Source organism: Caulobacter sp. S45 (assembly GCF_903642205.1).
Classification (GTDB): domain Bacteria; phylum Pseudomonadota; class Alphaproteobacteria; order Caulobacterales; family Caulobacteraceae; genus CAHJWH01.
The window spans coordinates 1-25,995 of the sequence record NZ_CAHJWH010000027.1; the positions used below are offsets into that span (position 1 = coordinate 1).

General features: G+C 70.0%; 32 protein-coding genes. 12 read left to right on the forward strand and 20 right to left on the reverse strand.

Features of this window, described 5'->3' with window-relative positions; genetic code table 11:
• Nucleotides 1-279: UDP-galactopyranose mutase (locus tag HUV06_RS04810; RefSeq protein ID WP_305793633.1), on the forward strand; the 279-nt coding region annotated here is incomplete at its 5' end.
• 208 nt (nucleotides 280-487) lie between these two features.
• Here the strand turns inward: HUV06_RS04810 and HUV06_RS04815 are convergent.
• From HUV06_RS04815 to HUV06_RS04825, 3 genes are all read right to left on the reverse strand, one after another.
• Nucleotides 488-1,162: a response regulator transcription factor gene (locus HUV06_RS04815; protein WP_174300141.1), complete on the reverse strand. Its 675-nt coding sequence runs from the start codon at nucleotides 1,160-1,162 to the stop codon at nucleotides 488-490.
• Nucleotides 1,163-1,182: 20 nt separating this feature from the next.
• Entirely contained in the window at nucleotides 1,183-1,779 is a 597-nt protein-coding gene (locus HUV06_RS16195) for a PepSY domain-containing protein (protein ID WP_254600880.1), read from the reverse strand.
• A gap of 111 nt (nucleotides 1,780-1,890) precedes the next feature.
• Entirely contained in the window at nucleotides 1,891-2,781 is an 891-nt protein-coding gene (locus HUV06_RS04825; protein ID WP_174300142.1) for a DnaJ C-terminal domain-containing protein, read from the reverse strand.
• A gap of 175 nt (nucleotides 2,782-2,956) precedes the next feature.
• Here HUV06_RS04825 and HUV06_RS04830 point away from each other — a divergent pair, with 175 nt between their 5' ends.
• Nucleotides 2,957-4,024 carry an acyltransferase gene (locus HUV06_RS04830; RefSeq protein ID WP_174300143.1) on the forward strand — a complete coding sequence of 356 codons (1,068 nt, stop codon included), beginning with the start codon at nucleotides 2,957-2,959 and terminating at the stop codon, nucleotides 4,022-4,024.
• A gap of 54 nt (nucleotides 4,025-4,078) precedes the next feature.
• Here HUV06_RS04830 and HUV06_RS04835 read toward each other — a convergent pair whose 3' ends face one another.
• The 3 genes from HUV06_RS04835 to HUV06_RS04845 all read right to left on the reverse strand — a co-directional run bounded on the left by HUV06_RS04835 (nucleotide 4,079) and on the right by HUV06_RS04845 (nucleotide 6,322).
• Complete coding sequence (locus tag HUV06_RS04835; protein WP_174300144.1) at nucleotides 4,079-5,314, reverse strand: beta-ketoacyl synthase; 1,236 nt, start codon at nucleotides 5,312-5,314, stop codon at nucleotides 4,079-4,081.
• A 24-nt stretch (nucleotides 5,315-5,338) separates the two neighbouring features.
• A complete protein-coding gene (locus HUV06_RS04840; RefSeq protein ID WP_174300145.1) occupies nucleotides 5,339-5,578 on the reverse strand; it encodes an acyl carrier protein in 240 nt (79 codons plus the stop codon).
• A gap of 204 nt (nucleotides 5,579-5,782) precedes the next feature.
• Entirely contained in the window at nucleotides 5,783-6,322 is a 540-nt protein-coding gene (locus tag HUV06_RS04845; protein ID WP_174300146.1) for a GNAT family N-acetyltransferase, read from the reverse strand.
• Nucleotides 6,323-6,398: 76 nt separating this feature from the next.
• On the opposite strand from HUV06_RS04845, the gene HUV06_RS04850 reads away from it, so the two are divergent.
• The 3 genes from HUV06_RS04850 (at nucleotide 6,399) to purB (ending at nucleotide 9,547) form a co-directional block, all read left to right on the forward strand.
• On the forward strand, nucleotides 6,399-7,010 hold the full coding sequence (locus HUV06_RS04850; protein ID WP_174300147.1) for a hypothetical protein: 612 nt from the start codon (nucleotides 6,399-6,401) through the stop codon (nucleotides 7,008-7,010).
• Nucleotides 7,011-7,354: 344 nt separating this feature from the next.
• The gene (locus HUV06_RS04855; RefSeq protein ID WP_174300148.1) at nucleotides 7,355-8,146 is read left to right on the forward strand and encodes a PhoH family protein; all 792 of its coding nucleotides are present in this window, start codon (nucleotides 7,355-7,357) and stop codon (nucleotides 8,144-8,146) included.
• A gap of 96 nt (nucleotides 8,147-8,242) precedes the next feature.
• Nucleotides 8,243-9,547, forward strand: a complete 1,305-nt coding sequence (gene purB, locus HUV06_RS04860; RefSeq protein WP_174300149.1) for an adenylosuccinate lyase — start codon at nucleotides 8,243-8,245, stop codon at nucleotides 9,545-9,547.
• Nucleotide 9,548: 1 nt separating this feature from the next.
• On the opposite strand, the gene HUV06_RS04865 is transcribed toward purB, so the two are convergent.
• The 7 genes from HUV06_RS04865 to HUV06_RS04895 form a co-directional block, all read right to left on the reverse strand.
• Nucleotides 9,549-9,971, reverse strand: a complete 423-nt coding sequence (locus tag HUV06_RS04865) for a J domain-containing protein (protein ID WP_174300150.1) — start codon at nucleotides 9,969-9,971, stop codon at nucleotides 9,549-9,551.
• Between the two features lie 156 nt (nucleotides 9,972-10,127).
• Nucleotides 10,128-11,033, reverse strand: a complete 906-nt coding sequence (locus tag HUV06_RS04870; RefSeq protein WP_174300151.1) for a division plane positioning ATPase MipZ — start codon at nucleotides 11,031-11,033, stop codon at nucleotides 10,128-10,130.
• A 100-nt stretch (nucleotides 11,034-11,133) separates the two neighbouring features.
• On the reverse strand, nucleotides 11,134-11,412 hold the full coding sequence (locus tag HUV06_RS04875) for a hypothetical protein (protein ID WP_174300152.1): 279 nt from the start codon (nucleotides 11,410-11,412) through the stop codon (nucleotides 11,134-11,136).
• On the reverse strand, nucleotides 11,409-12,389 hold the full coding sequence (locus HUV06_RS04880; RefSeq protein ID WP_174300153.1) for a hypothetical protein: 981 nt from the start codon (nucleotides 12,387-12,389) through the stop codon (nucleotides 11,409-11,411). The genes HUV06_RS04875 and HUV06_RS04880 overlap by 4 nt, the downstream gene beginning before the upstream one ends.
• A gap of 122 nt (nucleotides 12,390-12,511) precedes the next feature.
• Entirely contained in the window at nucleotides 12,512-12,928 is a 417-nt protein-coding gene (locus HUV06_RS04885; RefSeq protein WP_174300154.1) for a DUF1489 family protein, read from the reverse strand.
• A gap of 50 nt (nucleotides 12,929-12,978) precedes the next feature.
• Nucleotides 12,979-13,920, reverse strand: coding sequence for a DUF3667 domain-containing protein (locus HUV06_RS04890; protein WP_174300155.1), 942 nt, complete (start codon nucleotides 13,918-13,920; stop codon nucleotides 12,979-12,981).
• A 227-nt stretch (nucleotides 13,921-14,147) separates the two neighbouring features.
• Nucleotides 14,148-14,984, reverse strand: a complete 837-nt coding sequence (locus HUV06_RS04895; protein WP_174300156.1) for an enoyl-CoA hydratase-related protein — start codon at nucleotides 14,982-14,984, stop codon at nucleotides 14,148-14,150.
• Between the two features lie 120 nt (nucleotides 14,985-15,104).
• Between HUV06_RS04895 and fumC the strand changes: the two genes are divergently transcribed.
• Genes fumC through HUV06_RS04920 form a run of 5 tightly spaced genes read left to right on the forward strand, consistent with a single transcriptional unit; the run spans nucleotide 15,105 to nucleotide 18,216 of the window.
• Nucleotides 15,105-16,496, forward strand: a complete 1,392-nt coding sequence (gene fumC / locus HUV06_RS04900) for a class II fumarate hydratase (RefSeq protein ID WP_174300157.1) — start codon at nucleotides 15,105-15,107, stop codon at nucleotides 16,494-16,496.
• A gap of 27 nt (nucleotides 16,497-16,523) precedes the next feature.
• Nucleotides 16,524-16,997: a DUF29 domain-containing protein gene (locus HUV06_RS04905; protein ID WP_174300158.1), complete on the forward strand. Its 474-nt coding sequence runs from the start codon at nucleotides 16,524-16,526 to the stop codon at nucleotides 16,995-16,997.
• Nucleotides 16,994-17,428 carry a hypothetical protein gene (locus tag HUV06_RS04910; RefSeq protein WP_174300159.1) on the forward strand — a complete coding sequence of 145 codons (435 nt, stop codon included), beginning with the start codon at nucleotides 16,994-16,996 and terminating at the stop codon, nucleotides 17,426-17,428. Before HUV06_RS04905 ends, HUV06_RS04910 begins: the two co-directional genes overlap by 4 nt.
• Before the next feature lie 12 nt (nucleotides 17,429-17,440).
• Entirely contained in the window at nucleotides 17,441-18,031 is a 591-nt protein-coding gene (locus HUV06_RS04915; protein WP_174300160.1) for a glutathione S-transferase family protein, read from the forward strand.
• Nucleotides 18,031-18,216, forward strand: coding sequence for a DUF4169 family protein (locus HUV06_RS04920; protein WP_174300161.1), 186 nt, complete (start codon nucleotides 18,031-18,033; stop codon nucleotides 18,214-18,216). Before HUV06_RS04915 ends, HUV06_RS04920 begins: the two co-directional genes overlap by 1 nt.
• A 150-nt stretch (nucleotides 18,217-18,366) precedes the next feature.
• On the opposite strand, the gene dapD is transcribed toward HUV06_RS04920, so the two are convergent.
• The 7 genes from dapD to rpmH form a co-directional block, all read right to left on the reverse strand.
• Nucleotides 18,367-19,194 (reverse strand): 2,3,4,5-tetrahydropyridine-2,6-dicarboxylate N-succinyltransferase, encoded by an 828-nt coding sequence (gene dapD / locus HUV06_RS04925; RefSeq protein ID WP_174300162.1) that lies wholly within the window; start codon nucleotides 19,192-19,194, stop codon nucleotides 18,367-18,369.
• A gap of 82 nt (nucleotides 19,195-19,276) precedes the next feature.
• Nucleotides 19,277-19,966: a pyrimidine 5'-nucleotidase gene (locus HUV06_RS04930; RefSeq protein WP_254600881.1), complete on the reverse strand. Its 690-nt coding sequence runs from the start codon at nucleotides 19,964-19,966 to the stop codon at nucleotides 19,277-19,279.
• Nucleotides 19,963-20,895 (reverse strand): acetylglutamate kinase, encoded by a 933-nt coding sequence (gene argB / locus HUV06_RS04935; protein WP_371810991.1) that lies wholly within the window; start codon nucleotides 20,893-20,895, stop codon nucleotides 19,963-19,965. The genes HUV06_RS04930 and argB overlap by 4 nt, the downstream gene beginning before the upstream one ends.
• A 102-nt stretch (nucleotides 20,896-20,997) precedes the next feature.
• Nucleotides 20,998-21,618 (reverse strand): ribosome biogenesis GTP-binding protein YihA/YsxC, encoded by a 621-nt coding sequence (yihA, locus tag HUV06_RS04940; protein ID WP_174300170.1) that lies wholly within the window; start codon nucleotides 21,616-21,618, stop codon nucleotides 20,998-21,000.
• A gap of 52 nt (nucleotides 21,619-21,670) precedes the next feature.
• The gene (gene yidC, locus HUV06_RS04945; protein ID WP_174300164.1) at nucleotides 21,671-23,449 is read right to left on the reverse strand and encodes a membrane protein insertase YidC; all 1,779 of its coding nucleotides are present in this window, start codon (nucleotides 23,447-23,449) and stop codon (nucleotides 21,671-21,673) included.
• Nucleotides 23,442-23,924, reverse strand: coding sequence for a ribonuclease P protein component (gene rnpA / locus HUV06_RS04950; RefSeq protein ID WP_174300165.1), 483 nt, complete (start codon nucleotides 23,922-23,924; stop codon nucleotides 23,442-23,444). Before rnpA ends, yidC begins: the two co-directional genes overlap by 8 nt.
• Nucleotides 23,925-24,082: 158 nt before the next feature.
• Nucleotides 24,083-24,217 (reverse strand): 50S ribosomal protein L34, encoded by a 135-nt coding sequence (gene rpmH / locus HUV06_RS04955; protein ID WP_174300166.1) that lies wholly within the window; start codon nucleotides 24,215-24,217, stop codon nucleotides 24,083-24,085.
• Nucleotides 24,218-24,300: 83 nt separating this feature from the next.
• Here rpmH and HUV06_RS04960 point away from each other — a divergent pair, with 83 nt between their 5' ends.
• Nucleotides 24,301-24,888 carry a hypothetical protein gene (locus tag HUV06_RS04960; protein WP_174300167.1) on the forward strand — a complete coding sequence of 196 codons (588 nt, stop codon included), beginning with the start codon at nucleotides 24,301-24,303 and terminating at the stop codon, nucleotides 24,886-24,888.
• 133 nt (nucleotides 24,889-25,021) lie between these two features.
• The coding region (locus HUV06_RS04965) for a histidine kinase dimerization/phospho-acceptor domain-containing protein (protein ID WP_305793634.1) at nucleotides 25,022-25,995 on the forward strand (974 nt) is incomplete at its 3' end.

Here is a 25,995-nt window from a genome sequence, read left to right on the forward strand (position 1 = left end):
GGCCAGAAGCACCCCAAGACCTCGATCACCTACGAGTACCCGAGCGCCGAAGGCGACCCCTACTACCCGATCCCCAATGCCGAGGCCCAGGCCCTCTACAAGAAGTACGAGGCCCTGACGTCGTCCCGCCCCGACGTCGCCTTCGTCGGCCGCCTGGCCACCTATCGCTACTACAACATGGACCAGGTTGTGGGTCAGGCGCTGGCGACATACCGCAAGGTGCTGGAGAAGCCGGCGGCGGTGTCGGCGCGTGATGTGGGAGCGGCGGCGCGGGCGTAACCTACCCTACCCTTGGAGGGCAGGCTGTCGCCGAAAACTGCAACGTCCTCCCCTGCGTAGCGGGGGAGGGGGACCACGCGCAGCGTATTGGAGGGGCTCCCCGGGCGCCGCGGCATCCACCGCAGCGGCCAACGAGCCCCCTCACCGGGCGTCGCCTGGTCTACTCCCCCCGCTTCGCAGGGGGAGATGAGATCAGGCGCTTTAGTCGCTACCCGGCCTCCCCCTTCAGCGGCAGGATGCGGTAGCCCAGTCCCCTCACCGTTTCGATCCGGTCAGGCCCGATCTTCTTGCGGAGCCGTCCGACGAACACCTCGATGGTGTTGCTGTCGCGGTCGAAGTCCTGGTCGTAGAGGTGCTCCACCAGTTCGGTGCGGCTGATCACCCGGCCCTGGTGCAGCATCAGGTAGTGCAGCAGCCGGTACTCCAACGAAGTGAGCCGCAACGGCTCCCCGTCCACGCTGGCCCGCGCCGCCTTGGGGTCGAGCCGCAGCGCGCCGCAGGCGAGCGCCGGCTGTGCATGGCCGGCCGCGCGGCGGACCAGCGCCCGCAATCGCGCCAGCAGCTCCTCGGTGTGGAAAGGTTTGGTGAGGTAGTCGTCGGCGCCGGCGTCGAAGCCCGCCACCTTCTCGCTCCACGCGCCTCGGGCGGTAAGGATCAGCACGGGCGAGGCCATGCCGGCCTTTCTCCAGCGCTCCAGCACCGTCACCCCGTCGGTCTTGGGCAGGCCGAGGTCGAGCACGACGGCGTCATAGGGCTCGGTCTCGCCCAGGAACTGCGCCTCCTCGCCGTCGGGGGCGTAGTCCACCGCGTAGCCTGCGTCGGCCAGCGAGCCCTTGAGCTGGCGGGAGAGGTCGGGGTCGTCCTCGACCAGGAGCACGCGCATGGTCTCTGTTCCTCGAAGCCTTAGGGGCCGCCCTGGACGCCCAGCACGGCGCCCGTGCCGGCGTCCACAACATAGTCCTGACGCCGCCCGTTCTGCCCCGCCCAACGTAGGCGGTAAACCGGGCGTCCATTCGGGCCGGCCTCAAGGCCTGCGTCCAGTTCGTGGCCGGGCGAGCGGCGGCGCACGGCCTCTATGGCCTGGCCCAGCGGGATCTGGCGGCCTTCGCGCACCGCCCTGCGCGCCTCGTTCTGCTCGGCGCCCCAGCCGCCGCCGAAGCCGCGGCCAGGCCCGCCGAAAGTGCGGGGCGGACCGCCATAGCCGACGGCCGGGGGCGGAAAACCCCGCCCTCCATCGCCGGGATAGCCGCCAAAGCCGCCGTATCCGCCGCCTGCGGACGGCGAGTATCCGCGCCCATAGCCGGGAGGACCGCCGAAGCCGCGGGCGGCGCCAGCTGGGCCACCCCCGAAGCGACCACCGCCAAAGCCCCCGCCGCGCGCAAAGGCCGGCGCACCTCCGCCGCGCCATCCGCCGTCGCCACGCGGCTGCGCATCTGCGGCGAAGGCCGACAGGAGGAGGCCCAGGATGGCCAGCAGGATCGCGACACTTCGCGAGATCATGGCCGTGTCCTTGGGCTCCGCGGACTGAATGCGCGCTGAACGGTGGAGCTTAGCGGACGTTTCCGCCATCCTGTTGTCCGGCGCAAAACAGCCGGGTGCAAGCGCGCGACCTCAGCGACGGGTGGCCGCGTAGGGCCGGTCCTTCCGCCAGGCTTCGGCGAAGCGCTCCAGCTCCGCGTCCGCCTGGTCCGGCAAGGTCAGCACCATGTGGGCGATCAGGTTGCCCCGCCGGCCGGTGACCGGATCGAAGGCGCCGCGTCCCTTCAGCCGCAGCTGCGAGCCGGCGTTGGCGTGGCGGGGCACGGTGAGCTGTACCGGCCCGTCGGGTGTCGGCGCCTCGACCTTGGCGCCGAGCACCGCATCGGGGATGGAGACCGGGAGGTCCATGTGCAGATCCGCGCCCTCCAGCCGGAACAGCGGGTGCGGTCGCACCGCCAGCTCCACAAGCGCGTCGCCCGGCGGACCGCCGCCTCGTCCCGGATAGCCCTGGCCCCGCAGCCGCAAGACCTGGCCGTCCGTCGCCCCCTTGGGGATGGTCACGTCCAGCATACGCCCGTCGCCGAAGGTGATGCGCCGCGTCGCCCCGGTGATGGTCTCCTCCAGGTCCACCTCCATCCGGGCCTGCACGTCGGAGCCGCGCATGGCGAAGCCCCGGCCGCCGGTCCGGCCGCGGTTGGAGAACATGCCGCCCAGGATATCGTCTAGGTCCACTCCCTCGAAGCCCGCGGTCGCGCCGCCGCCGCCGGGACCCGGTCGATAGCCCTGCGGCGGGGCCTCGCGCCCGTCCGCGTCGATCTCGCCGCGATCGTACTTGGCCCGCTTCTCCGGGTCGCCGACGATGTCGAAGGCCGCGCTGATGCGCTTGAACCGCTCCTCAGCGCTCTTGTTGTCCGGGTTGCGGTCGGGATGGTGAGTCTTGGCCAACTTGTGAAAGGCCTTACGCACGTCCTCGGGGCTCGCTGTGCGCGCCACGCCAAGCTCGGTATAGGGATCCTGCGCCACCTGGACTACCACCTCGAAGACGATCGCGCGGAGACTACCGCGCCTGGCAGATTTAGCCTGCTCCAAGCCGGGGACAAGGGGTCGTGTGACAATTCGGCAACAGCGCGGCCCGGAGCCGTCGGCGTGAGCGGTGGCGGGGCCAGACAGCGGGCGCAAGCTGAGCCATTGAGCGACGATGAGCGATGCCGAGCCTAATGGCGCCTACCGCACCCTGGACGGGCTGCGCGGGGTTGCGGCGCTGATCGTGGTGACACGCCACGCCGGAGACGTGGTGCCTGGCGAGCTGTGCCCCGAGAGCTTCCTGGCGGTGGACCTGTTCTTCCTGCTGAGCGGCTTCGTGGTGGCGCTGGCCTATGAGCAGCGCCTACTCGCCGGCCGATCGCTGGCTGGCTTCATGAAGACCCGGCTGATCCGGCTCTATCCGCTCTACGCGCTTGGAATCGGGCTGGGTCTGGCGGCGCGGGTGGCGACCGGAGGCGCTCTGGACGTCATGTTCCTGATCGAGGCGGTGGTGATCGGCCTGCTCATGCTGCCGGCCATCCCACCCCTGCCCATGGGCAGCTCGACGCTGAATGGGCCCACCTGGACGCTGGCGCCGGAGCTGCTGGTGAACCTCGTCTACGCCGCCCTGGTCCGGCGGCTGAGCCGCCCGGCGCTCTGGGTCGTCGTGGGAACGGGCGCGCTGGGGCTGGTGGCCTCGGAAGCCGTCTACGGCACGCTGGACGGGGGCTGGAGCGTGGATCGTTTCCCCCTGCTGGCCGCGCGCCTCGCCTTCTCCTTCTTCCTGGGGGTGGCGATGCACAGGAACCCGCCGCCGCGGCGGGTTGGTGCGCTTGCGGCCTGGGCGTCGCTGGCGGCGCTCGGCTTCTGCCTGGCGATCCATCCAGCCGAGGCGATGAGGCGGCTGTTCGAGCTCGGCGCGGTGATCGGGCTCTTTCCCGCCATCGTGGCCGTCGCCATCCGGCGGGAGCCGGGCCCGATAGGCGGGGCGGCGTTCCGCTTCCTTGGGCTGGTGTCCTACGCGGTCTACGTCCTGCACCAGCCGCTGGGCGCCCTGACCGGCGTGGCGCTGACGCGGCTGCATGGGCCGGCTGGGCCGACGGCTGTGACCGCGGTCGCCTTCCTGGCCGCCATCGTGGTTGCAGCGGCGCTCGCGGACAAGCTCTACGACCAGCCGGTGCGCCGCCGGCTCTCCACGCTCTGGCCCCGGCGAAACGTCGCGCTGGAGGAGCAGGTCGCCTGAGGCCGCAGGCGGGGAGACGCCGCGCTGGAACACGACGGCGAACGCGTCGGAGGACTAGCCCGGCAGGCGCGCGACGAGCACGGCGTTCAGGCCCCCGAAGGCGAAGGAGTTGGACACCAGCGCCTCGCAGTCCAGCGGCGTTGGCTCCAGGGCCAGCGGAAGGTCGCACTCGGGGTCTGGCCCCAGCCGGTTCAGCACCGGTGGAGCCAGCCTGTGCTGCAGGGCCGAGATGCCGATGATGAACTCGAGCGCCCCGCCGCCGCCGATCAGGTGGCCGTGGGCGGACTTGGTGGCGATCACCGTCTTGCCAGCCATCGCCTCGCCGTAGACCGCGCGCATGGCCTGCGCCTCGGTCCTGTCGTTCAGGATGGTGCCGGTGCCGTGGCTGGACACCAGGGCCGGCGCCTCCAGCGCCAGGCCGGCGTCCAGGTGTGCGGCGCGGATGGCGGCCGAGGCGCCGTCCACATGCGGCGCGGTCAGGTGGTGGGCGTCCGACGCCGCGCCGAGCCCCGCCATCTCCGCCAGCACCGGCGCGCCGCGGGCTTGCGCATGCGCCTCGGACTCCAGCACCAGCATGGCCGCGCCCTCCCCGAGCACCAGCCCCTTTCGCCCCGTCGAGAACGGCCGGCAGGTATCTGGAGCCAGGGTCCGCAGCGCCGCCCAGCCGAGCCAGGAGCCCAGCGTGAGGCAGGCCTCGCCGCCCCCCACCAGCGCCACGTCGCAGCGCCCGGCCCGGATCATGTGCATGCCCTCCCCGATCGCATGGGCGGAGGAGGCGCAGGCGCTGGACAGGCTGAAGGTCAGCCCCCGAACGCCGAACAGCATGGACAGCTGGGCCGCCGGAGCGCCGAGCATCGACTTGGGAATGGTCAGCGGGTGCACCGAGCCCAGCTTGCGGTCGTAGATGCGCGAGAAGCCGTCCTCGAAGGTGGCGTTGCCGCCGCTGCCGGCCCCGAACAGGATGGCGGTGCGGGTATCCAGGCTGGCGTGGCCGAGCAGCCCGGCCCGGTCCAGCGCCTCATGGGCGGCGGTGGCGGCGAACACGGACAGGGGATCGAGGTTGGCGAGGGCGCGCCCGCCGAGCCGCGCCTCCAGCGCCGACAGGTCCAGCAGGGGCGCCGCCGCCGCCGGGCCCTGGAAGCTCAGGCCCGGATGCTCGCCATAGCTCCGCGAGAAGGGCGCGATCGCGCCCTCGCCCCGGGCCAGCCGCGCCCAGGTCGCCTCCACGCCCTGTCCCAGGCCGGAGACGCAGCCCATCCCGGTGACGACGACCCTGCGCGCCTCACCCATGGGCAGGCGCCACGCGGACGAGGTTCAAGCGGGATTGGCCTTGGTCAGCACCACGTCGACGAAGTCCTGCAGCGTCTTGGCGTGGGCGAAGTCAGCCTGCTCCACCACCACGCCGAACTGGTCCTCAAGGGCGAAGGTGACGCTGATCATGTCGAGCGACGCGATGTCGAGCTCGTCCAGGCTCGCCGCGGGATCGAGCCGGTCGCGGTCGGTCGGCACCTCCTTGGCGATGAGGTCCAGCACCTGGTCCGCCGTGACCGCCATGAAAGCCTCCGCGCGCGGGCTGTACCGACCCGCCTGCACGAACATAGCGGGCCCCCGGCGCGGGGAAAGGGTCTTGGCCCGATCCAGCCGGCCGCCGCCGCACGGCGCCAGCGCGTTCAGAGCCGTTCCTGCCAGAACCCGGGACCCTGTGCTGTCCGTCGGCGCCTAGCGCCTCGCAGCACGCACCACCTGTCGAGCAGGCCCCTAGCGCCGACGCGCCCGCCAGTCGACGGCGGACTGACCCCAGATGTCCACCGTGGCGTCGATGGGCGGCGGCAGGATCGCCTGGCCGCGAAAACTCGAGCCAAGCCGCCTAGCCAGGATGATGGAAGCCGCGTTCGCGGGGTCGATGCAATGGATCACCTTGGCCCAGTGGAGCTCATCGAACACCCAGTCGAGACAGGCGGTGGCCGCCTCCCGCGCATAGCCGCGCCCCCAGGCGTCCCGGATCAGCGCCCAGCCGACTTCCTGGCCCGGCCAGCCATGGGGGAACCAGGGGCCGACGCGCCCGATCCATCGCCCGCCCTCCCGCTCGACCACGCTGAACATGCCGAAGCCGCGAAGCGTCCATGCGCCGGTCACCGCCGCCATGTTCCGCCAGGCCAGCGCCGCAGGCTGCGCGCCGCCGATGAAGCGCGCGCTCCCCTCATCCGCCATCAGGCCGGCCCACCCGTCGAAATCAACCGCAGCCGGTGGCCGCAGGACCAGGCGCCCAGTCGTCAGGGTAGGTCCCAGCCCGGACATGCACGCCTCTCTCAAGCTGGTGTCGCGCCCCCGCGTTTCGGGGCAAGCTAGGCCCGATTCGCTCGAGGGAGTCACCGTGCCCGCGCCGTCCTCGCACATGTGGTACGTCAAGGCGGCCGGGGGCGTGTGGGGACCTTATCCTGAAGCGCGCATCGCAGGCTTCGTGGCCGAGCGGCGGGTAAGCGCCACGACACCTGTGTCGCCCTGGGCCGCCGGCCCCTTCCAGCCCGCCGGCGCCAATGCTGAGTTCAAGTCGTTGTTCGAGCTGTCGCCGCAGCCTGCGCCCTCAGCGCCCGCTCCGCTCACCCGCTCCGCGCAAGGCGGCGCGGCCAACCTCGCCCAGGCCGCCCCCTTGCAGCAGGCCATCGAACCGGCCCCGGCGGTGCTGGCCGATGCCGGGCCGGCCCGGCCGGTGCTGGTCTGGGCGCAGCTCTCGGCCGCCAGCGCGCCGAACTTCCTGGCCATCCTGGGCGCGGCCGGCCCGGGGGTGACCATCCGGCCTGGACTGTGGCTGGTGCAGGCGCGCACCAATGCGGCGACGCTGCGAAACCTGCTCTCACGTCGCCTGAGCGACGCCGACACCCTGCTGGTGGTCGAAGCGCCACTGGAGCAGGTCGCCTGGTTCAACCTTGAGCCCGCGCGCGATCGGGAACTGCGCCGGCTGTGGAGCACGACAGGCGCCACGTGAGAGGCCACGAAGCGACAAGTGTTCCAGTCTACTGCCCAGGCCTCGCGACACTTGGACAACAGGCACGTCATATAAGCTTTTCACTCTGCGACATCTGGGCGGAGCCGCCTGCTTAACCCCTCCGAAACCACCTGCTAGCATTGTCGAGTGCAGCGATTCGCCATGTCGCGGATCGCCTTCATGAGGTGGGCGTGAGCGCATCGTACCGGAGGTCGCCTCGATCTCTCCCAGCTGCGGCTGGGGGCGAGCCTGTCGCCTCCGCCCCTCTCCCCGCCTCCCCCGTCAAGGACGCCGCCCCTGGGCCGCGTCCTTTTTTGTTGTCTCCAGCTCCCACGGAGGACCCCATGACCAAGCGTGCCCTGAAGCGTCTGGTGCGTGAAGGCGAGTTCGACTCGACTCAGTTCGGTGGCCAGTCCGGAGGCCGTTTCGGGGATGACGACAAGATACGCCGCCTGCCGGTGGAGCGCACCTGGTCGCCGCTCGGGCCACCGCAGGAGGGACCGCGCGACCAGAGCTATGTGAAGACGCTCCGGCCCAAGTCCACGGGCCAGGCGCGCCTGCTTGACGCCGTGGACGCCAAGAGCCTGGTGATGGCGCTCGGCCCCGCCGGCACCGGCAAGACCTATCTGGCCATCGCCAAGGCCGTGGAGGCGCTGGAAGCCGGCAGCGTCGGCCGCATCGTGCTCTCGCGCCCCGCGGTGGAGGCCGGCGAGTCGCTCGGCTTCCTGCCCGGCGACATGGAGGACAAGCTCGCCCCCTACCTCCGCCCGCTCTACGACGCCCTGTCCGACCGGCTGTCGATGAAGCGGGTCAAGGGGCTGATGGCTGAGGGGCTGATCGAGATCGCGCCCATCGGCTTCATGCGTGGCCGCACCCTGAACAACGCCTTCGTGGTCATCGACGAGGCTCAGAACTGCACCTACGGCCAACTGAAGATGCTGCTGACCCGGCTCGGCTGGAACTCCACCATGGTGATCACCGGCGACCCGGCCCAGTCGGACCTGCTGCCGGGCATCTCCGGCCTCGCCCAGGCGGCGGAGCGGCTGGAGCGGCTGGCGGACGTGGCGGTCGTGCGGCTGGAGGACGTGGACATCGTGCGCCACCCCCTGGTGGCGGAGATGCTGGGAGTGCTCTGACCTTACAGCTCGAAGGCGCGTGGGCGGGGGGCAGGCGGCCTGCCGTCCACGCGTCGGCTTGACAGGCCGCCGCCCGGTCCCTCATCGCCTGCGTCCATGATTCCACGCTACTCCCGCCCCGTCGCCGCCGACATCTGGTCGCCAGAGACCCGCTACCGCATCTGGTTCGAGATTGAGGCGCATGCCGCCTCAGCCATGGCCGAGCTCGGGACCATTCCACAGGCGGCCGCCGAAGCGATCTGGGCCAAGGGCCGCGACGCCAAGTTCGACGCCGAGCGTATCGACGAGATCGAGCGCACCACCAAGCACGACGTCATCGCCTTCCTGACCCACATGGCCGAGATCGTCGGCGAGGAGGCGCGCTTCCTGCACCAGGGCATGACGTCTTCGGACGTGCTCGACACCTGCCTGTCGGTCCAGCTCGCCCGTTCCGCCGACCTGCTGATCGAGGACGTGGACCTGGTGCTTGCGGCGTTGAAGCGGCGGGCGATAGAGCACAAGCTCACCCCCACGCTGGGTCGCAGCCACGGCATCCATGCGGAGCCCACCACCTTTGGCCTGAAGCTCGCCGGCCACTACGCCGAGTTCGTGCGCGCGCGGCGCCGCCTGGTGGAGGCCCGGGCCGAGATCGCCACCTGCGCCATCTCGGGCGCGGTGGGCACCTTCGCCAATGTCGATCCCCGGGTGGAGGCCTATGTCGCCGCCAAGATGGGATTGGAGGTGGAACCGGTCTCCACCCAGGTGATCCCCCGCGACCGCCACGCCGCCTTCTTTGCGACCCTGGGGGTCGTGGCCTCCTCGGTGGAGCGGCTGGCGGTGGAGATCAGGCACCTTCAGCGCACCGAGGTGCTGGAGGCGGAGGAGGCCTTCGATCCCGGCCAGAAGGGCTCCTCGGCCATGCCGCACAAGCGCAATCCCGTGCTGACCGAGAACCTCACCGGCCTGGCGCGGCTGGTCCGCTCGGCGGTGACGCCTGCGCTGGAGGACGTGGCGCTCTGGCACGAGCGCGACATCAGCCACTCCTCGGTGGAGCGAGGCATAGGCCCGGACGCCACCGTCCACCTGGATTTCGCGCTCCGCCGGCTGGCGGGCGTGATGGAGCGGCTACTGATCTATCCGAAGAACATGCAGCGCAACCTCGACCACCTGGGTGGGCTGGTCCACTCCCAGCGCGTCCTGCTGGCGCTGACCCAGAAGCACCTGTCCCGCGAGGGCGCCTACGCCGCCGTGCAGCGCAACGCCATGAAGGTCTGGCGCGGCGAGGGGCGCTTCCTGGACTTCCTCAACGCCGACCCGGAGGTCAGCGGGGCGCTCTCGCCCGAGGAGCTGGGCGTGCTGTTCGACAACGCCTACCACTACAAGCACGTTGATACGGTGTTCGCCCGGGTGTTCGGCGAGTAGCTTAGCCGCCGCGCAGCGCCGCACGGGCCGCGTTGAGCTGGGCGGCCAGCCCTACGGTGCCGCCCTGGTCGGGATGGGCGAAGCGGATCAGGCGGCGGTAGGCGGCGTCGACCGCCTCCCTGCCCGCGCCCTCCGGCACGCCGAGGATGGCGCGAGCCTCAGCCGGGCTCATGCCACCCACCGCTGGCTGGAGCGCCTTGCGCTTGCGGGCGGCCAAGGCGAGCGCGCCGGCCAGCGCGAACAGCAGCAGCGCGATCCACCAGTCCTCCCGGATCGCCAGCACGGCGGCGGCCATCATCACGACGACCGACAGCAGTCCCGTCGTCGGCCGCCAGACGGCCGCCACGCCTCGCAGCCCGGCGCCGAGCCGCTGGCCGCCGACCAGCACCACCACAAGGACGAAGAGGATGACCAGCCCGATCAAGGAGACCTGTTGAGCGAAAAGGGCATGTCAGACCCGCCGACCGTTCCTACGGCCTCATCCTGAGCTTGTCGAAGGCCGGGGCCGCTCCACAGCCCTGCGTCGCCCCCTCCCTCCGACAGGCTCAGGATGAGGCGAGGGTTGGCGTCCGCGTCAGCCTCACGCCGCCTCGTCCTCGCGGCTGTCCACATCCACGGTGACCGTGCGGCCGAAGGCGGGCGCCGCCACCGGCGTGGGCTCCACCTCCAGCCCCAGCGCCTGCATGATCGCCCGCAGCTCCTGGCGCGCCGCCACGTGGCTGAGCGAGACCGCCACCGGGCGCACGGTCGCCGACAGGTCGGCGATGGTCAGGCCGAAGGGGAACAGCTCGCGATAGATCACCCGGTCGCGCAGGCCCGGACCGACCCGGAAGCCCACCCGCTTGCTCAGCGCCTGCACCCGCTCGTCCAGGCGCTTCCTGTTGCGGCTCTCGGTGGTGGCCAGGCGGTTCCTCAGCACCAGCCAGTCGATGGTGCGCCGCTCGGTGGTCAGGCGGGTCTTGCGCGCCTCCCACACCGTCTCGGAATAGAGGCTGGGTTTGGCCAGCTCCAGGGTCACCGGGTCCAGGTGGCCCAGCATGTCGAAGTCCACGAAGCTGTCGTTGATCGGCGTGACAATGCGGTCGGCGCGGCCGTGGGCGGCGCGCATCAGCAGCGTGTCGGAGCCCGGCGTGTCGATGACCACGAACTCGGCCTCCTGGCGGGCACGCCCGAACGCCTCGTCGAAGCGGTCCACCGCCTCCTGCGGGTCGCGCCGAGACAGGGCCGCATCGTCGTCGGACAGGCTCGGCACGAGGGGGTGGGGCAGCACCACGCCGTTGGCCGCGCTCCAGGCCCTGCGGGTGGAGAAGAAGCGCGCCACCGACTGCTGGCGCAGATCGAGGTCGAAAGCCGCCACCTTCGCCCCGCCGTGCAGCAGGGCGCAGACCAGGTGCATGGCCACGGTGGACTTCCCCGCCCCGCCCTTCTCGTTGCCAAGCACGATGACGTGGGCGGGGATGGTGGTCTGCGGCGTCGCTTGCGACATGGCGGGGGTTCCGAATCGTGAGCGCAAACCGCGTAGCGCGCGTGCAAAGTCCTACAGGGCCGGGGCGGAGGTCAACGCTGCTGACCGGCAACCTGCAGACCTAGCGCCCCGGCGCATGGCGAACCTCGCCAACCTGCCCGGTCGTGTCTTCCACCTCAACCCACCACTGAGCCCCGACGCCGCCGCTGGTCACCCGCCACACGGTGCGGTCACCGTTCCTGTACGGCGTTGCGATCGGCAGAGCGCGACCAAGATCGCGCACCCCTGGCGAGGCGGCCGCCAGCGCAACCACCTGATCGGCGGTAAGGCGGGTGGGCGGCGGCGGTTCGGCGGCGCCAAGCAGCCAGCCAAGGAGGCTGCGGCCCTTACCCCCACTCAACGTCCGGCTCCCGCAGGCATTGGCGAAGCCGCTGGCGGCGGCTCGGACTTGCCGGGTGCAGGCTGCGGCGGGACCGCGCCTGCCTTGTACCAGAGCTCCATCGCGACCCCGAGCATGAAACCCGTGGCGATCAGGCCCGCGCCTTCCGGGAGCACTCCGCGGCCGCCCCAGCTGGCAAGGTTTGGATCGGAGCCTGCGCGCCGCCAGTAGACGTAGCCGTTGCGGGTAGGGAACCGCACGGACGAGAACAGCTTCTGCCAGCCGTTCACGCGGACCTGGGCGACGGTTTCCGCCAGCGTCTCCTCAAGATAACGAAAGAGCGAAGAGCCCGCATAGCTGCCTGTCCGCATCTCGACCCTAAAGTTACGCAGGACGTAGAGCTTGGGCACGAGGAATTGGTGGACCTGCTCGTGGTAAAGCACCAACGCCCGGTCCGTCGCGCTGCCAAGGGTCGAGACCTCGATGTCTCCCCACCAGCTCGTCACCCCGCCGCCAGCGCCGATGGCGGTCGTCCCCGTTGTCGTTGGGCGGTAGCGGAAGCCCGGCGTTCGCGGCGGAGGGGGGCCAGCATTAGCGCGCCGGGTCGCCGGCCGGCCGCGGAACAGGACGGCGAGCACGGCCTGGATGCCGAGGATGGCGATCGCCTTGGCGAGGTGGTCGGCGGCCGCGTCGAGATCGCCATCCGCCTTGGCGTAGTAGGCGCCGCGCGCGAACTCGAAGAGTTCGTCGATGCCGCTGAAGATGGCCAGCCCGAGCGAGACGACGCCGACCGCGGCCACGATGAAGTCGATGATCTCGCCGATGGCGAAGCCATGGCTGACGACCCAGGCGACCAGAACGCCGGCCATGATGGCGAGCGACTTCGGTTCGATCAGCGCCCGCAACTGAACGGCCATCTCCGGGCCGACCTTCCCCGCCGTCCGCTCGAGTACGGCGCCGAGTCGGTCCTCGAAGCTCATCTGCGCGACGTTCGCCATGGTCTTTCCCGGCCCGTGCCTTCAACGCGCGGCAGCGGTTGACGTTGACGCAGCCATGATCTGTCTAGCGCAAGTGCGACGCCAGCGCTCCCGTCTGTTGGCTCTCCTCAACCCGCAGCCGCTCACCACGCCCCGATCTCCCGAAGCTTCAGCGCCAGGTCGCTCGGCACCGCCTCCAGCCCCCCGCCCGCCTCCAAGTCCGCCGGCGCCTCGTTCCCCTGCAGGTAGCGCCAGCCCTGGAAGGGGCGCCGCGCGGTGGGGGCGACGCGGACGATGGCTTCGGCCACCACGATCTCGCAGCGGCTGGCCTTGCCCTCGCCCACCGTGTCGATGCGCAGGATCGGCTGGCGGCAGAGGATGGCGCCCTTGAACACGCGGTAGATGGAGCCGCCCTCGGCCAGCTCCTCGGCGCGCTTGGGGGTCTGGCGGGTGCGGACCTTCCACTCCCGCTCGCCGGCCTCACGGGTGGAGCGGCGCCAGGCCAGCAGGTCCTCGACCGTGTCGGTCCCCACGACCAGCTTGATCATATGCAGCGCCACCGCGTCCAGATAGTCCGCCGGCGCCCCGCATCAAAGCGTGGCGGAACCGCTCACATCTGGTTCAGCGCGTAGGCGAGCAGGCCCGTGAGCATCGCGCCGAACACCACCACCGTGGAGGACCAGAGCACCAGCGCTTTCGCCGCCGCACCGATGCGGCGCGAGCCGTAGGCGGAGCGCAGGATCTGGTAGAGGTTGAACGGCGTCCAGGCCAGCGCGATCAGGAACAGCCAGTCCGAGATGGCCTTCGGGAACAGCCAGACCGGCGCCCACACCAGGAAGCAGAAGGACAGGTACTGCATCGCCACGACCAGGTGGTCGTAGACGTAGAACTGCCGCTTGTAGACATAGCAGAGGGTCAGCAGGCCGGCCAGGATCGGCAGGGTCAGCACCGCCAGCCGGTGCGCCCACTCGAACACCAGCATCAGGTAGTATTCGCGGTTATTGGCGGCGCGGCGGATATGGTCACGCAGCCATCGGCCCAGGCCGTCGTGCGGAGCGTCGTGATCGACGATGGCCTTGGCGTCCTGGGCGCGCACGACCTCCACCTTCTGGTCTCCGACCTGGAAGCTGCTTCGCACCTTGATGTCTTGGACGGTCTTGGTGGTTTGGCCGCCATGATTGATGGCGAACTCGGCGGTGAACATGAACACCAGCAGGGTGACCAGGAACAGGCGGAAAGGAGGCACGTGGCGCTGGCGGCGCCCCTCGATATGATCGCGGGCGAGCTGGCCGGGGCGGAACAGCAGGGCCGGCACCGTCCTGGCCAGCCGGCCGTCCAGGTGGGTGAAGCCCTCCACCGCTTCCCAAAGCAGGTGCAGGATGGAGCGGTGGTGGTCGTCGCTGCTCTGGCCGCAGGCGTGGCAGTAGCGGCCATGCAGCTGGGCGTCGCAGTTCAGGCAGGTGGTGTGGGTGTGGGCTGGGTGTGCGGCGCCGTCATGAGCCGCCTCCGAGGCGGCGGCGTCCACGGCGGCCAGTTCGAGCACCCTGTCCATATCGCCCCCTGTGTGCGCCGCTCGAACCGACCCATCCGAGCCAAGCCTACGATGGCCTGATACTTCCGCTCATCCCGGCGAATGCCGGGACCCAGATCATAGGGCTCAGCGGGAGAAAGTCAGGGGGGCCTGGAAAAGAGGCGCGCTTTGATCTGGGTCCCGGCATTCGCCGGGATGCACGGAGGAGGTGCGATCTGAGTTAGCTGTGTTGTAGGAGCGGAGAACGCTCAGGTGAACCAGCGGGGGTTGCGCTCCTCCAGGAAGGCGGCGATGCCTTCGCGGGCGTCGTCGGTGGACGATTGCTGGGCGTAGCGGCGCGCGGTGTCCTCCAGCACGGAGCGTTCCAGCGGGCGGCCCGTCACGTGGGCCACCAAGCGCTTGGCGGCCTCCACCGCCGAGGGCGCGCTGGCCAGGGCCTCGGTGGCCAGCCGGTCCTGCACAGCGTCGAGCGCCTGCGCATCCTCCACCAGCTCGTCCACCAAGCCGATGCGGCAAGCCTCGGCGGCGTCGAAGCTGTGGCCCCAGGCGAACAGCCGCCGGGCCTGGCGCGCGCCTACCGCCTCCACCAGGAAGGGCGTCAGCGCGCCGGGGCTGAGGCCGAGGCGCGCGTCGGCGAAGGCGAACAGGGACGCTCGCGTGGCCGCTCCCGTGTCGCAGGCGGCGACCAGGCCCGCGCCGACGCCCACCGCCGGTCCGTCCACCAGGGCCACGGTCAGGGCCGGGATAGCGTGGAGCGCGTGCAGCATCTGACCGATCTGGAGCGAGTGGAGCCTCGCATCCTCCTCGGGCATGTCCAGCATCTCGCGCATCTGGGCCGGGTCGCTGCCGATGCTGAAACAGCCCTGGGCGCCCCGCAGGAACACCACCCGCACGCCCTCCGCGCCCTGCAGGGTGACGAAAGCCTCCGTCAGCGCCGCGACTTCGGCCGAGCCGATGGCGTTGCCGCGTTTGGGGCGGTTCAGCAGCACCACGGCCACGCCCTCGCGGGTGGACTGGAGCTGGACGGCGGGATCGGGCGCCTCGTCCTGGACATCTACGTACTGGTGGGTGATCGGCTCGACCATGGTGCACTCCGCCTTCTCAGCGGAATGGCTGCGGCCAAGCTCGCGTTCCGCCGCCGCGGCCCTGCGTTGATCGCCTCGGCCTGCGTGCTAAACCCCGCCGCCACCGACGGGAGACGAACCATGGCCGCCACGCGCACCGAGACCGACACCTTCGGCCCCGTCGAGGTGGCGTCGGCCGTCTATTGGGGCGCACAGTCGCAGCGCTCGCTCGGTAACTTCAAGATCGGGTGGGAGAAGCAGCCCATCCCGGTGGTGCGGGCGCTGGGCGTGGTGAAGCGCGCTGCGGCTGAGGCCAACATGGCGCTGGGCAAGCTCGATCCGCAGCTCGGCGCCACCCTCGTGGCTGCGGCTCAGGAGGTGATCGACGGCAAGCTCGACGCCCACTTCCCGCTGGCGGTCTGGCAGACCGGGTCCGGCACCCAGTCCAACATGAACGCCAACGAGGTGATCTCCAACCGCGCCATCGAGATGCTGGGCGGCGAGATGGGGAGCAAGACACCCGTCCACCCCAACGACCACGTCAACATGAGCCAGTCGTCCAACGACACCTACCCCACCGCCATGCACATCGCGGCGGCCGAAGGCGTCGCGCGCGACCTGCTGCCGGCGCTGGCCCACCTGCGCTCAGCGCTCAGGGCCAAGTCCGAAGAGTTCAAGGACATCATCAAGATCGGCCGCACCCACACCCAGGACGCGACCCCGCTGACGCTCGGCCAGGAGTTCGGGGGCTACGCCGCCCAGGTCTCCTCCGCCGAGCACCGCATCAAGCTGACGCTGGAGGGCCTCTACGAGCTGGCCCAAGGCGGCACGGCGGTGGGCACCGGGCTGAACGCCCCCGTCGGCTTCGCCGAGACGGTGGCCGAGCGCATCGCCGAGATCACGCGCCTACCCTTCGTCACTGCGCCCAACAAGTTCGAGGCCCTGGCCGCTCACGACGCCATGGTGTTCAGCCACGGGGCGATCAACTCGGCCGCCGCCGCCCTGTTCAAGATCGCCAACGACATCCGCTTCTTAGGCTCGGGACCGAGGTCGGGCCTGGGCGAACTCTCCCTGCCGGAGAACGAGCCGGGTTCCTCGATCATGCCGGGCAAGGTGAACCCCACCCAGTGCGAGGCCCTGACCATGGTCTGCACCCGGGTGTTCGGCAACGAGACCACCATGACCATGGCCGGCGCCTCGGGCCACTTCGAGCTCAACGTGTTCAATCCGGTGATGGCCTACACCTTCCTGCAGTCGGTGCGCCTGCTGGCCGACGCGGCGATCAGCTTTGCGGACAACTGCGTGGTGGGGATCGAAGCGCGCACCGACAACATCAAGGCGGCGCTGGAACGCTCGCTGATGCTGGTGACCGCACTGGCGCCCAAGATCGGCTACGACAACGCCGCCAAGATCGCCAAGACGGCCCACAAGAACGGCACCACCCTGCGGGAAGAAGCGGTCGGCGGCGGCTACGTGACGGACGCGGAGTTTGACGAGGCGGTGAGGCCGGAGAAGATGATCTCGCCGGGGTGAAGCCGAGACGTGGTAGGGAAGGACGTGATGGCCGACGACCTCTACGAGCAGGACTTCTATCTCTGGACCCAGGCCCAGGCCGAGGCGCTGCGTGCGCGTGGCGTCTCAAATCAGGTCGACTGGGACACGGTGGCCGAGGAGGTGGAGGACATGGGGAAGCGGGAGCTTCGGGCCGCAGAGTCCCTCCTCGTCCGCATCATTGAGCACCTTCATAAGCTGCGGACCACCAAGTACGATGATCCGCGTCTGCATTGGCGCAAAGAGATCGTCGCTTTCCGTGCCCAGCTGGAACAGAGACTGACTCCCTCGATCCGCGCAAAGTTGCACTTCGATCTCGAACGCCTCCATGAGCGTGGCGCCAAGGAGGCCGAACGCTGGATGTTCCATGACGACATAGACTTTCATCCACTAGACCGAACCCGTCGGTGGACGCTCCCTGAACTGCTGGGCGAGCAGGACGATCCGCTACCTATGCTTTGGAATGACAAGGTGCAGGCTTGAAGCTCGGCCTGCTTCTGGCGCTCGGCCTCCTGGCGCCCCTTGCCGGCTGCCATGACAACCTCGCCGCGGCCACCGCGGCGGACGGCGACACCTGCTATCGCCTCCCCACCGGCGCGCCGGCGAAGCGGGTCGTGCTGTCGGAAGACGACGACAACCTGGAGACCTGCGCCATGCACCTGGAGGGCTTTCGCCTCATGCACCGCCAGGGCGGCGGCGTGGGCCTCTACGAAGGGCACATCATCTACGTCACGCCGCAGGGGATCAGCGCGGCGACCGGCGAGACCAACATCCGCTACAGCGTCTACACCCGCGCCGAGCAGGCCGACCTCGACGGCAAGCTGCACCAGCTGATCGCCCAGGACGTCGCTGAGAAGGCCGCCTCAAATACGACAGGCGCCAGCACCGCAGGCGCAAGCACCGCCGCAGATTGAGGGAGGACCGCCATGCTGAAGCTCTACCACTCGCCCCAGACCCGCTCCTCGCGCATGGTCTGGCTGCTGGAGGAGATCGGGGCGCCCTACGAGATCGAGTACCTCGACATCCGGGCCGAAGGCGGCCTGCCGGAGAGCTACCGCGCCATCCACCCGCTGAAGAAGGTGCCGGCGCTGCAGCACGACGGTGAGATCGTCACCGAATCCGCCGCCATCTGCCTGTATCTCTCCGACGCCTTTCCAGCCGCGGGACTGGGGCCGCGCGTGGGCGAGGCGGGCCGTGGCGCCTATCTGAGCTGGCTGGCCTACTATGCCGGCGTCGTGGAGCCGGCGCTCATGGTCAAGGCGGTGGGCGCCACCGGCTTCAGCCCGCTCAGCGCCGCCTGGGGCGATCCGGAGCTGATGATCAAGCGGCTGGAGGATACGCTCTCGGCTGGGCCCTACGTGCTGGGCGAACGGTTCACTACGGTGGACGTGCTGATCGGCAGCACCTTCCAGTGGGCCGGACGGCTGCTGCCGAAGACCGAGGCGGTGGAGGCCTACAAGTCACGGCTGATGTCGCGTCCGGCCTTCCTGCGCTCCCTGGAGAAGGACGCCGCCTGATGGCCGAGCTGGTCAATCTGAATCAGGCGCGGAAAGCGCGCGAGAAGGCGGCCAGGACCGCCAGGGCTGCTGAGAACCGCACACGGTTCGGGCGCACCCCGCTGCAGAAGGCGCTGGACGCCGCCGAGGCGGACATCCGCAGCCGCAAGCTGGACGCGACGAAGCGCGACGACCGCGAGCGCTAGGATGTCAGCCGGCGCGGCTACACTCGGCCTCGTCCTGAGCCTGTCGAAGGACGAGGCCGCGGCACGCCCGTTGGACGCCTCGTCCCTTCGACAGGCTCAGGATGAGGCGGTGCTGGCGCTTGCGCCTAGGCTCATGCCGTAACCAGCGGCTCAGTCCCGCAGCAGCTCGTTGACGCTGGTCTTGGAGCGGGTCTGGGCGTCCACACGCTTGACGATCACTGCGCAGTAGAGCGCCGCGCCGCCACCCGTCGGCAGTGTTCCGGGCGCCACCACCGAAAAGGCCGGCACCCGGCCGCGGAACACCTCGCCCGTCGCCCGGTCCACGATCTTGGTGGAGCCGCCCAGATAGACGCCCATGGAGAGAACCGCGCCCTCCTCCACCACCACGCCCTCGGCGACCTCGGAGCGGGCGCCGATGAAGCAGCCGTCCTCGATGATGGTGGGGCCGGCCTGCAGTGGCTCCAGCACCCCGCCGATGCCGACGCCGCCGGACAGGTGCACGCCCCGCCCGATCTGCGCGCAGGAGCCGACGGTGGCCCAGGTGTCCACCATGGCGCCCTCGCCCACATGGGCGCCGATGTTGACGAAGGAGGGCATCAGGACCGCGTTCCGCCCGATGAAGGCGCCGCGCCGGACGATCGCGCCGGGGACGGCGCGGAAGCCTGCGGCGCGGAACTGCGCCTCGCCCCAGCCGGCGAACTTGCTGGGGACCTTGTCCCACCAGGGCCCGGGCGCCCCGGCGCGGCCCATCAGCGTGTTGTCGGAAAGGCGGAAGGACAGCAGCACCGCCTTTTTGGCCCATTGGCGAACGGTCCAGGCGCCGCCGAGCTTTTCCGCCACCCGCAGGGAGCCGTCGTCCAGGGCTTCGAGCGTCGCCTCCACAGCGTCGCGCGCCTCGCCGCGGGTAGCGGGGCCGAGCGTGTCGCGCGCCTCCCACGCAGCGTCGATGGCGGCTTCAAGCTGAATGTGGTCGGTCATCTGGAGATCGCCGCGTCTTCCTTCGCCCCAGGACGAGGCCTACTTCAGGTGCTTGAGGCTGTCATCCACCGACCGGCCGCCATCAGTCCCGCACCTCGGCTGATCGCAGGAAAGCCGCCAGATCATCGGTCCTGTAGTCCACGAACGCCGCCGTGGATGCGGCCGCGTGCGGGCCCACCAGCACAGTCACCATGCCGTAGCCGGCCGCGGGCTCCAGATTGCGCTCCGTGTCCTCGAAGAAGGCGCTCGTGCGCGGCGTCACCCCATGCGCTCCGATCAGGCTCTCGTAGGCGCGGGCCTGGGGCTTGGGCGTGAGCTCGGCCGCTTCGAGGTGGAAGACGTGCTCGAACAACTCGGCCATCTGCAGCTTCTCAAGCACCCGCACGGCGTGGCTTGCGGCGGCGTTGGTGAACACCAGCCGGCGGCCGGGCAGCCGCGCGAGTGCGGCGTGCAGCGCCGGGTCGGGCGAGACGCTGTCCAGCGACACGTCGTGCACCTCTTCCAGGAAGCCGTAGGGGTCGATCCCGTGATGGGCCATCAGCCCGGCCAGCGTGGTGCCGTGCTCATGCAGGTAGCGCTTCTGCAGGGCATGGGCCTCGGCTTCCGGCAGGCCGGTGATGCGCATCATGTAGGCGGTCATGCGTGCGTCCATCTGGACCTGCACGGCGCCCCCGAACGGATAGAGCGTGTTGTCCAGGTCGAATATCCAGGTGTCGACGTGGCTGAGGTCGGGGCGCGGATCGACGCCAGGATCGAGGTCGATCCCGCTCACCCCGCGCACACCAGGGTGCCCGAGCCGTGCTCGCTGAACAGTTCCACCAGCATGGCGTGGGATCTACGGCCATCCAGGATGACCACAGCCTCCACCCCAGCCTCGATCGCGACGATGGCGGTTTCCAGTTTTGGGATCATGCCGCCGGTGGCGGTCCCGTCGGAGATGGCGGCCTTGGCCTCCGACACGCTCATCTGGCGGATCAGCTCTCCGTCCTTGTCCAGCACGCCCTTTACGTCAGTGAGCAGCAGCATGCGCTTGGCCTTCAGCGCTCCGGCCACGGCCCCGGCCGCCGCGTCGGCGTTGATGTTGTAGGTGTCGCCGGCCTCCGACACGCCGATGGGGGCGATGACGGGGATATAGTCCTGGTCGCCGTAGATCAGCGCCTCCACGATCTTGGGATCCACCGTCTTGGGATCGCCGACAAAGCCGAGATCGACCGCCTGCTCGATATGGCTGTAGGGGTCGCGGTGGTGGCGGATGGCTTTTTCGACGGTGATCAGCCGGGCGTCCTTGCCGGAGAGGCCGACGCCGCGCACGTCCGCCTCATGGCCCGCCATGTTCACGTAATGGACGAGATCCTTGTTGATGGAGCCGGACAGGACCATCTCAGCCACCTCCATGGTGGCCTCGTCGGTGACCCGCAGGCCGTCGATGAAGGTCGATTCCACCCCAGCCTTCTTCAGCATGCGGCTGATCTGCGGACCGCCGCCGTGGACCACGACCGGATGCACGCCGACCAGCTTCATCAGCACGAGATCGCCGGCGAAGTTGCGGGCGACCGCCTCTTCGCCCATGGCGTGGCCGCCGTACTTCACGACCACGACCGAGCGGTCGTAGACCTGGATGTAGGGCAGCGCCTCGGCCAGGGTTCGGGCGGTGGCCCAGCCGGACTCGTTCTCGTCCGTGTCAGGCAAGGCGCTGGTCATGGGCGGGCGTTTAGCGGAAGCGGGTGAAATTGGGGAGCGCAAAGCCGACTAAGGGCGAGCGCGTATCTTCTCCTCCCCCGCTGCGAAGGGGGAGAAGAGGCGTCACCCCTCGCCCAGCCCCGCCGCCAGCAGCACCTCGGCGCGCAGTTCCGGTATCCCGCCCCCCTTGGCCGACGAGGTCACCGCCACCCGCGGGAAGGCCGCCGGCCGCCGCGATATCTTCTTCAGCGTCTCCTCAGCCCGGGCCTGCGCCTCCGCCGGCTTCAGCTTGTCGGCCTTGGTTAGCACCACCTGGTAGGAGACCGCCGACAGGTCCAGCGCATCCAGCGCCTCGCCGTCCACGTCCTTCAGCCCATGGCGCGCGTCGATCAGCAGGTAGACGCGTTTCAAGTTCGGCCGCGCGCGCAAATAGGCCCGGCCGAGGTTCTGGAACTTCTTCGCCTCCGAGCGCGACACCCGCGCGAAGCCGTAGCCCGGCAGGTCGGCCAGGCGCAGCCGCTCGTCCACCAGGAACAGGTTCACCTCGCGCGTGCGGCCGGGGGCGTTGGACACTCGCGCCAGTTCGTGCTGGCCGGTCAGCGCGTTCAGCAGGCTGGACTTGCCCACGTTGGATCGGCCGGCGAAGGCCACCTCCGGCAGGTCCGGCGGCGGCAGCTGCTCCACGTGTGCGCAGCCGAGCAGGAAGCTGGCGGGGCGGGCGAAGGAGACCCGCGCCGCCTCCATCAGCTCCGGCGTGAAGACCTCGTCCGCTGGGAGGGGCGCGACAGGCTCCACCTCAGGTCTTGATCGCCACAGCCTTACCGCCGCCGCCGAATCGAGCAATCAGGTCGTCGATCGGGTTGGCGACCCGGTACTTGTGCATCATGAAGTATTGCTGGGCCACAGTGAAGACGTTGCTCGCCACCCAGTAGACCACCAGCCCAGACGGCGTGTGACTGAAGAAGAACAGGAACATGATTGGCATGAACTGCATCAGCATCTTCTGAGACGGATCTGTCACCGCCTGCGGGCTCATGTTCTGGCTGAGCCACATGGTGATGCCGTAGAGGATCGGATACACGCCGATGTGCAGCGGCCCGTCCAGGAACCCGCCGATCAGCGGGATCGCGGCCGGGTTGAACGGCAGCAGGCCGAACAGGTTGACGAAGGTGGCGGGGTCCGGCGCCGAAAGGTCGCGTATCCAGCCAAAGAAGGGCGCGTGACGCATCTCCAGCGTCACGTAGAGTACCTTGTAGAGCGAGAAGAAGATCGGGATCTGCACCACCAGCGGCAGGCAGCCCATCAGCGGGTTGATCTTCTCGCGCTGGTAGAGCTGCATGGTCTCCTGCTGGGTCTTGGCCGGCTCCTTCTCGTTCTTCTTCTTGATGGCCTCGATCTCAGGCGCAAGCTTCTTCATCTTGGACATGGATTCATAGGACTTGTTGGCCAGCGGGAACATGGCCCCCCGCAGGATCAGCGTCAGCAGCAGGATGGAGACGCCGAAGTTGCCGACATAGCCGTGGATGGTCTCCAGCAGCCAGAAGATCGGCCGGGTGAAGAACCAGAAGTGCCCCCAGTCCACCGCGTCGTCGAAGTGCGGGATGCCCAGCGCGCTCTCATAGCCCGCCAGCACCGACACCCTCTTGGCCCCGGCGAACACGTGCACGGTGGAGCCCGCCGTGGCGCCGGGCGCCAGAGTCTGGACCGGCCCGACCTCGTCGGCCTCGTAGACGTTGACGCCGTTCACCTCGTCCGCGCGGAACTGGGCCTTGATCGGCGTGTGCTGGTCGGGCGCGAGCGCCGCCAGCCAGTACTTGTCGGTGATGCCCAGCCAGCCGCCGGTGGAGGCGAAGCCGGTGTCGCCCTGCTTCTTCCAGGCCTTGAAGGTGATCATCCGCAGCTCGCCGGCGAGCGAGCCGATGGCGCCCTCGTGGATGATGTTGGTCTTGGCCAGCTCCGGCTCGCCCTGGCGCTGGACGGTGGCGTAGGGGGCAAGCTTGATCGGCGCGGCCGCATGGTTGGCCACCTGGTCGGCCACGGTGAACATGTACTTGTCGTCCACCGAGATCGTGCGGGTAAAGGCCAGGCCGGCGCCGTTGTCGTAGGTGAGGGCGATCGGGTGGCCCGGCGAGAGCGCGCCAGCCCCTGCCTGGGTCCACTGGGTCAGCGGACCCGGGGTGGCGACCGGGCCGGTCCAGCCGAAGTCGGCGAAGTAGGCCTGCTTGGCGCCCTCGGGGCGGAACAGCTCCACGGGCGGCGAGGTCTTGGAGATCGTGGTGCGATAATCCTTGAGGAACAGGTCGTCGAGGCGGCCGCCCTTCAGCGCCACCGAACCCTGCAGCGCCGGGGTGTCGATCGCCACCCGGGGCGAGCCGCGCAGCGCCTGGTCTCGGTCGATGTAGGTCGCCGCGCCCGGTGCGGCGAGCGCCGCCTGCTGCTGCTGGACGGCGGCGGCCTTCTGCGCCGCCTCGCGCGCCTTCTCGCGGGGTCCCATGAAGAAGACCTCGTAGGCGATCAGCAGGGCGAACATGGCGACCATGAAGATCGTCGTGTTGCGCGAGTTCTCTTTATCCATCGGAGGCGCTTGGCTCGGCAGGAGGAAGGCGGGAGGCGGATTGCTTGGCGGGCCTGCGGGGCGCGCCCTTGGGCCGTCGGGGCGGACGGGGTTCGTCGCGGCCTGAGGCGAGGCCTATCAGCGCGGTTCCGACATCGTCAAGCAAACGCGCCCACGGCCGCTCGCCTGCGCCCATGCGGGCGATGAAGACGTAGTCGCGGCCGGGCACGCCGTGGAGAGGCAGCAGCGCACGCGCTGCCTCGCGAAGGCGACGCTTGGCGCGGTTGCGGGCCACGGCGTTGCCGATCTTCTTGGTGGCGGTGAAGCCTTCACCGAGGTGGCGTGCGCCGTCCTGGCGGTGGAGCATCTGCACCACCACCGCGCCGCGGCCGAGCGAGGCGCCCTTGGCGGCGGCGAGGAACTGGGCGCGGGTTTTGAGGCGGACGATGGCCGGACTGAGGGCCCGGTCAGCGGAAAGGGTAAGGTCTTCCGTCATCTCACCGCCCTTGCATCCGCTTATCCCGGCGAATGCCGGGACCCGGATCATAAGGCTCGACGCGAAAGTACGGGAAGATAGCCATCGCCGCTCTATCCCCTGATCTGGGTCCCGGCATTCGCCGGGATGAGCGGAGTTAAAAGTGAGAACCGGAGAGCTTAGGCGCTCAGCTTCTTCCGCCCCTGCGCGCGGCGGCGTTGGATGACCTTCTGGCCGTTCTTGGTGGCCATGCGGGCGCGGTATCCGTGACGGCGCTTGCGCACGAGTCGGCTCGGCTGATAGGTGCGCTTCACGAGACGGGCTCCGCTCCAAAGGTGTGGGCTGCCCAAAGGTTCGGGCGACAATGAGCGGGCGGGGATAGGAGAAGCGGGCGCGCGTGTCAACCAAAGCCCCCTGTCTGCGGCCCGTTCGGGCGTCCATCGCGCTGGCCGCCCTGATCGCCGGCGCAGCCCTTTGCGGCTGCATGAGCAGCCCGCCCTCCACGCCCGTGGCGCATCTCGGCGAGCTGCGGCTGGTACGCCCGGACGCTCCGCCGCCCGCCCAGGCCTCCGCCACCCCGGCGCTCCGCCCGCGCATGGCCGCACCGGTGGAGCCCGCCCCGGTGCTCCCGGTCGGCTTGGACACCGCGGCGGCGCGGGTCTCGGCCTATCTGAACCAGGCCGGGTTCGCCCTGGAGCAACGGCCGGAGGGCGCGGGCCTGCTGGTCTCGGCCACCCGGATGGGCGCGCCCCAGGCCCTGGCGGCGGAGGCCGTCTGCGGGCTGGTGGCCCTGCACCGCCCTGACATCGCCTCGACCGAGCTGACCGTCCGCCTCACCCCCGCGCCCGGCGGCGTGCAGCTGGAGGCTGGCGCCCGGTACGTGGAAGTCGACACCCGGCTCATCTCCGGCGAGCTGGCGCGTCAGACCTGCCGCTCCCGCGGCGTGCTGGAGGCGGCCGTGCGGCGCGCCGCGCTCGCCGACTGAGCACAGTCCGTGATCCGCCACTGCGCCTGCGCCAATTGCGTTGCTGAAATACGGCCGCTGCAGTAACCCGGACGCGGGCCGCCCTGATCAGGGCGCGACCCCGTTTGGGGAGCGACGTCGAAGGGCGATGGCCTTGCCGAGATGGCCCCGCCGCCTGTCCTGGCCGGGCGGCCTGTCCGCCCGGCTGCTGCTGCTCACCGTCGTCTTCGTCCTCGGCGCCGAGCTGCTGACGCTGGCCCCCTCGCTCGCCGCCTTCCAGGACACCTGGCTGACCAGCCGGGTGCGCGCCGCCGAGCTCGCCTCCCTGGCGGTGGAGGCCGCCCCTGCCGGCGTGGTCAGCGACCGCATGGCCGGCGAGCTGCTCGAGGGTGCGGGCGTCGTGTCGGTGTCGGTGCAGAGCGGCGGCGTGCGCCGGCTGCTGCTGCAGGCGCCGCGGATGGCGCGCTTCCCCACCCTGATCGACCTGCGACAGCCCGACCCCGTCGGCTGGCTGTTCGGCCCCTTCGAGATCATCGCCCCGGGCGGCCCGTCCATGCTGCGCGTGGTGGCCAGGCCGCAGTTCCGCACCGGCGAGTTCGTGGAGATCGTGGTGCCCGAGGCGCCGCTGCGCCGCGACCTGATCGCCTACATGACCCGGCTTCTGGTCGCCTCGGTGCTGATCTCTATCGTCGCCGGGCTGATCGTCTATCTGGCGCTGAACGCCTTCCTGGTGCGCCCCATGCAGCGCATCACCGAGTCCATGGAGCGCTTCCGCGTCTCGCCGGAGGATCCAGCGGCGAGGCTGAAGCTCTCCGGCCGCCGCGACGAGGTGGGCCGGGCTGAGGCGGAGCTCGGGCGCATGCAGGACGACCTGCGCACAGCCCTCCAGTCCCGCTCGCGCCTGGCGGCGCTCGGCGAAGCGGTGGCCAAGATCAACCACGACCTCAGGAACATGCTCACCTCCGCCCAGGTGGTGGCCGAGCGGCTGCAGGGCTCCGGCGATCCCCGCGTGGCCCAGGCCCTGCCGAGGCTGGAGCGCGCGCTCGATCGCGCGGTGCGCCTGGCCCAGAACGTCATGGCTTACGGCAAGAGCGAGGAGCCGGCGCCGGAGCTCCGCCCCGTGGCGCT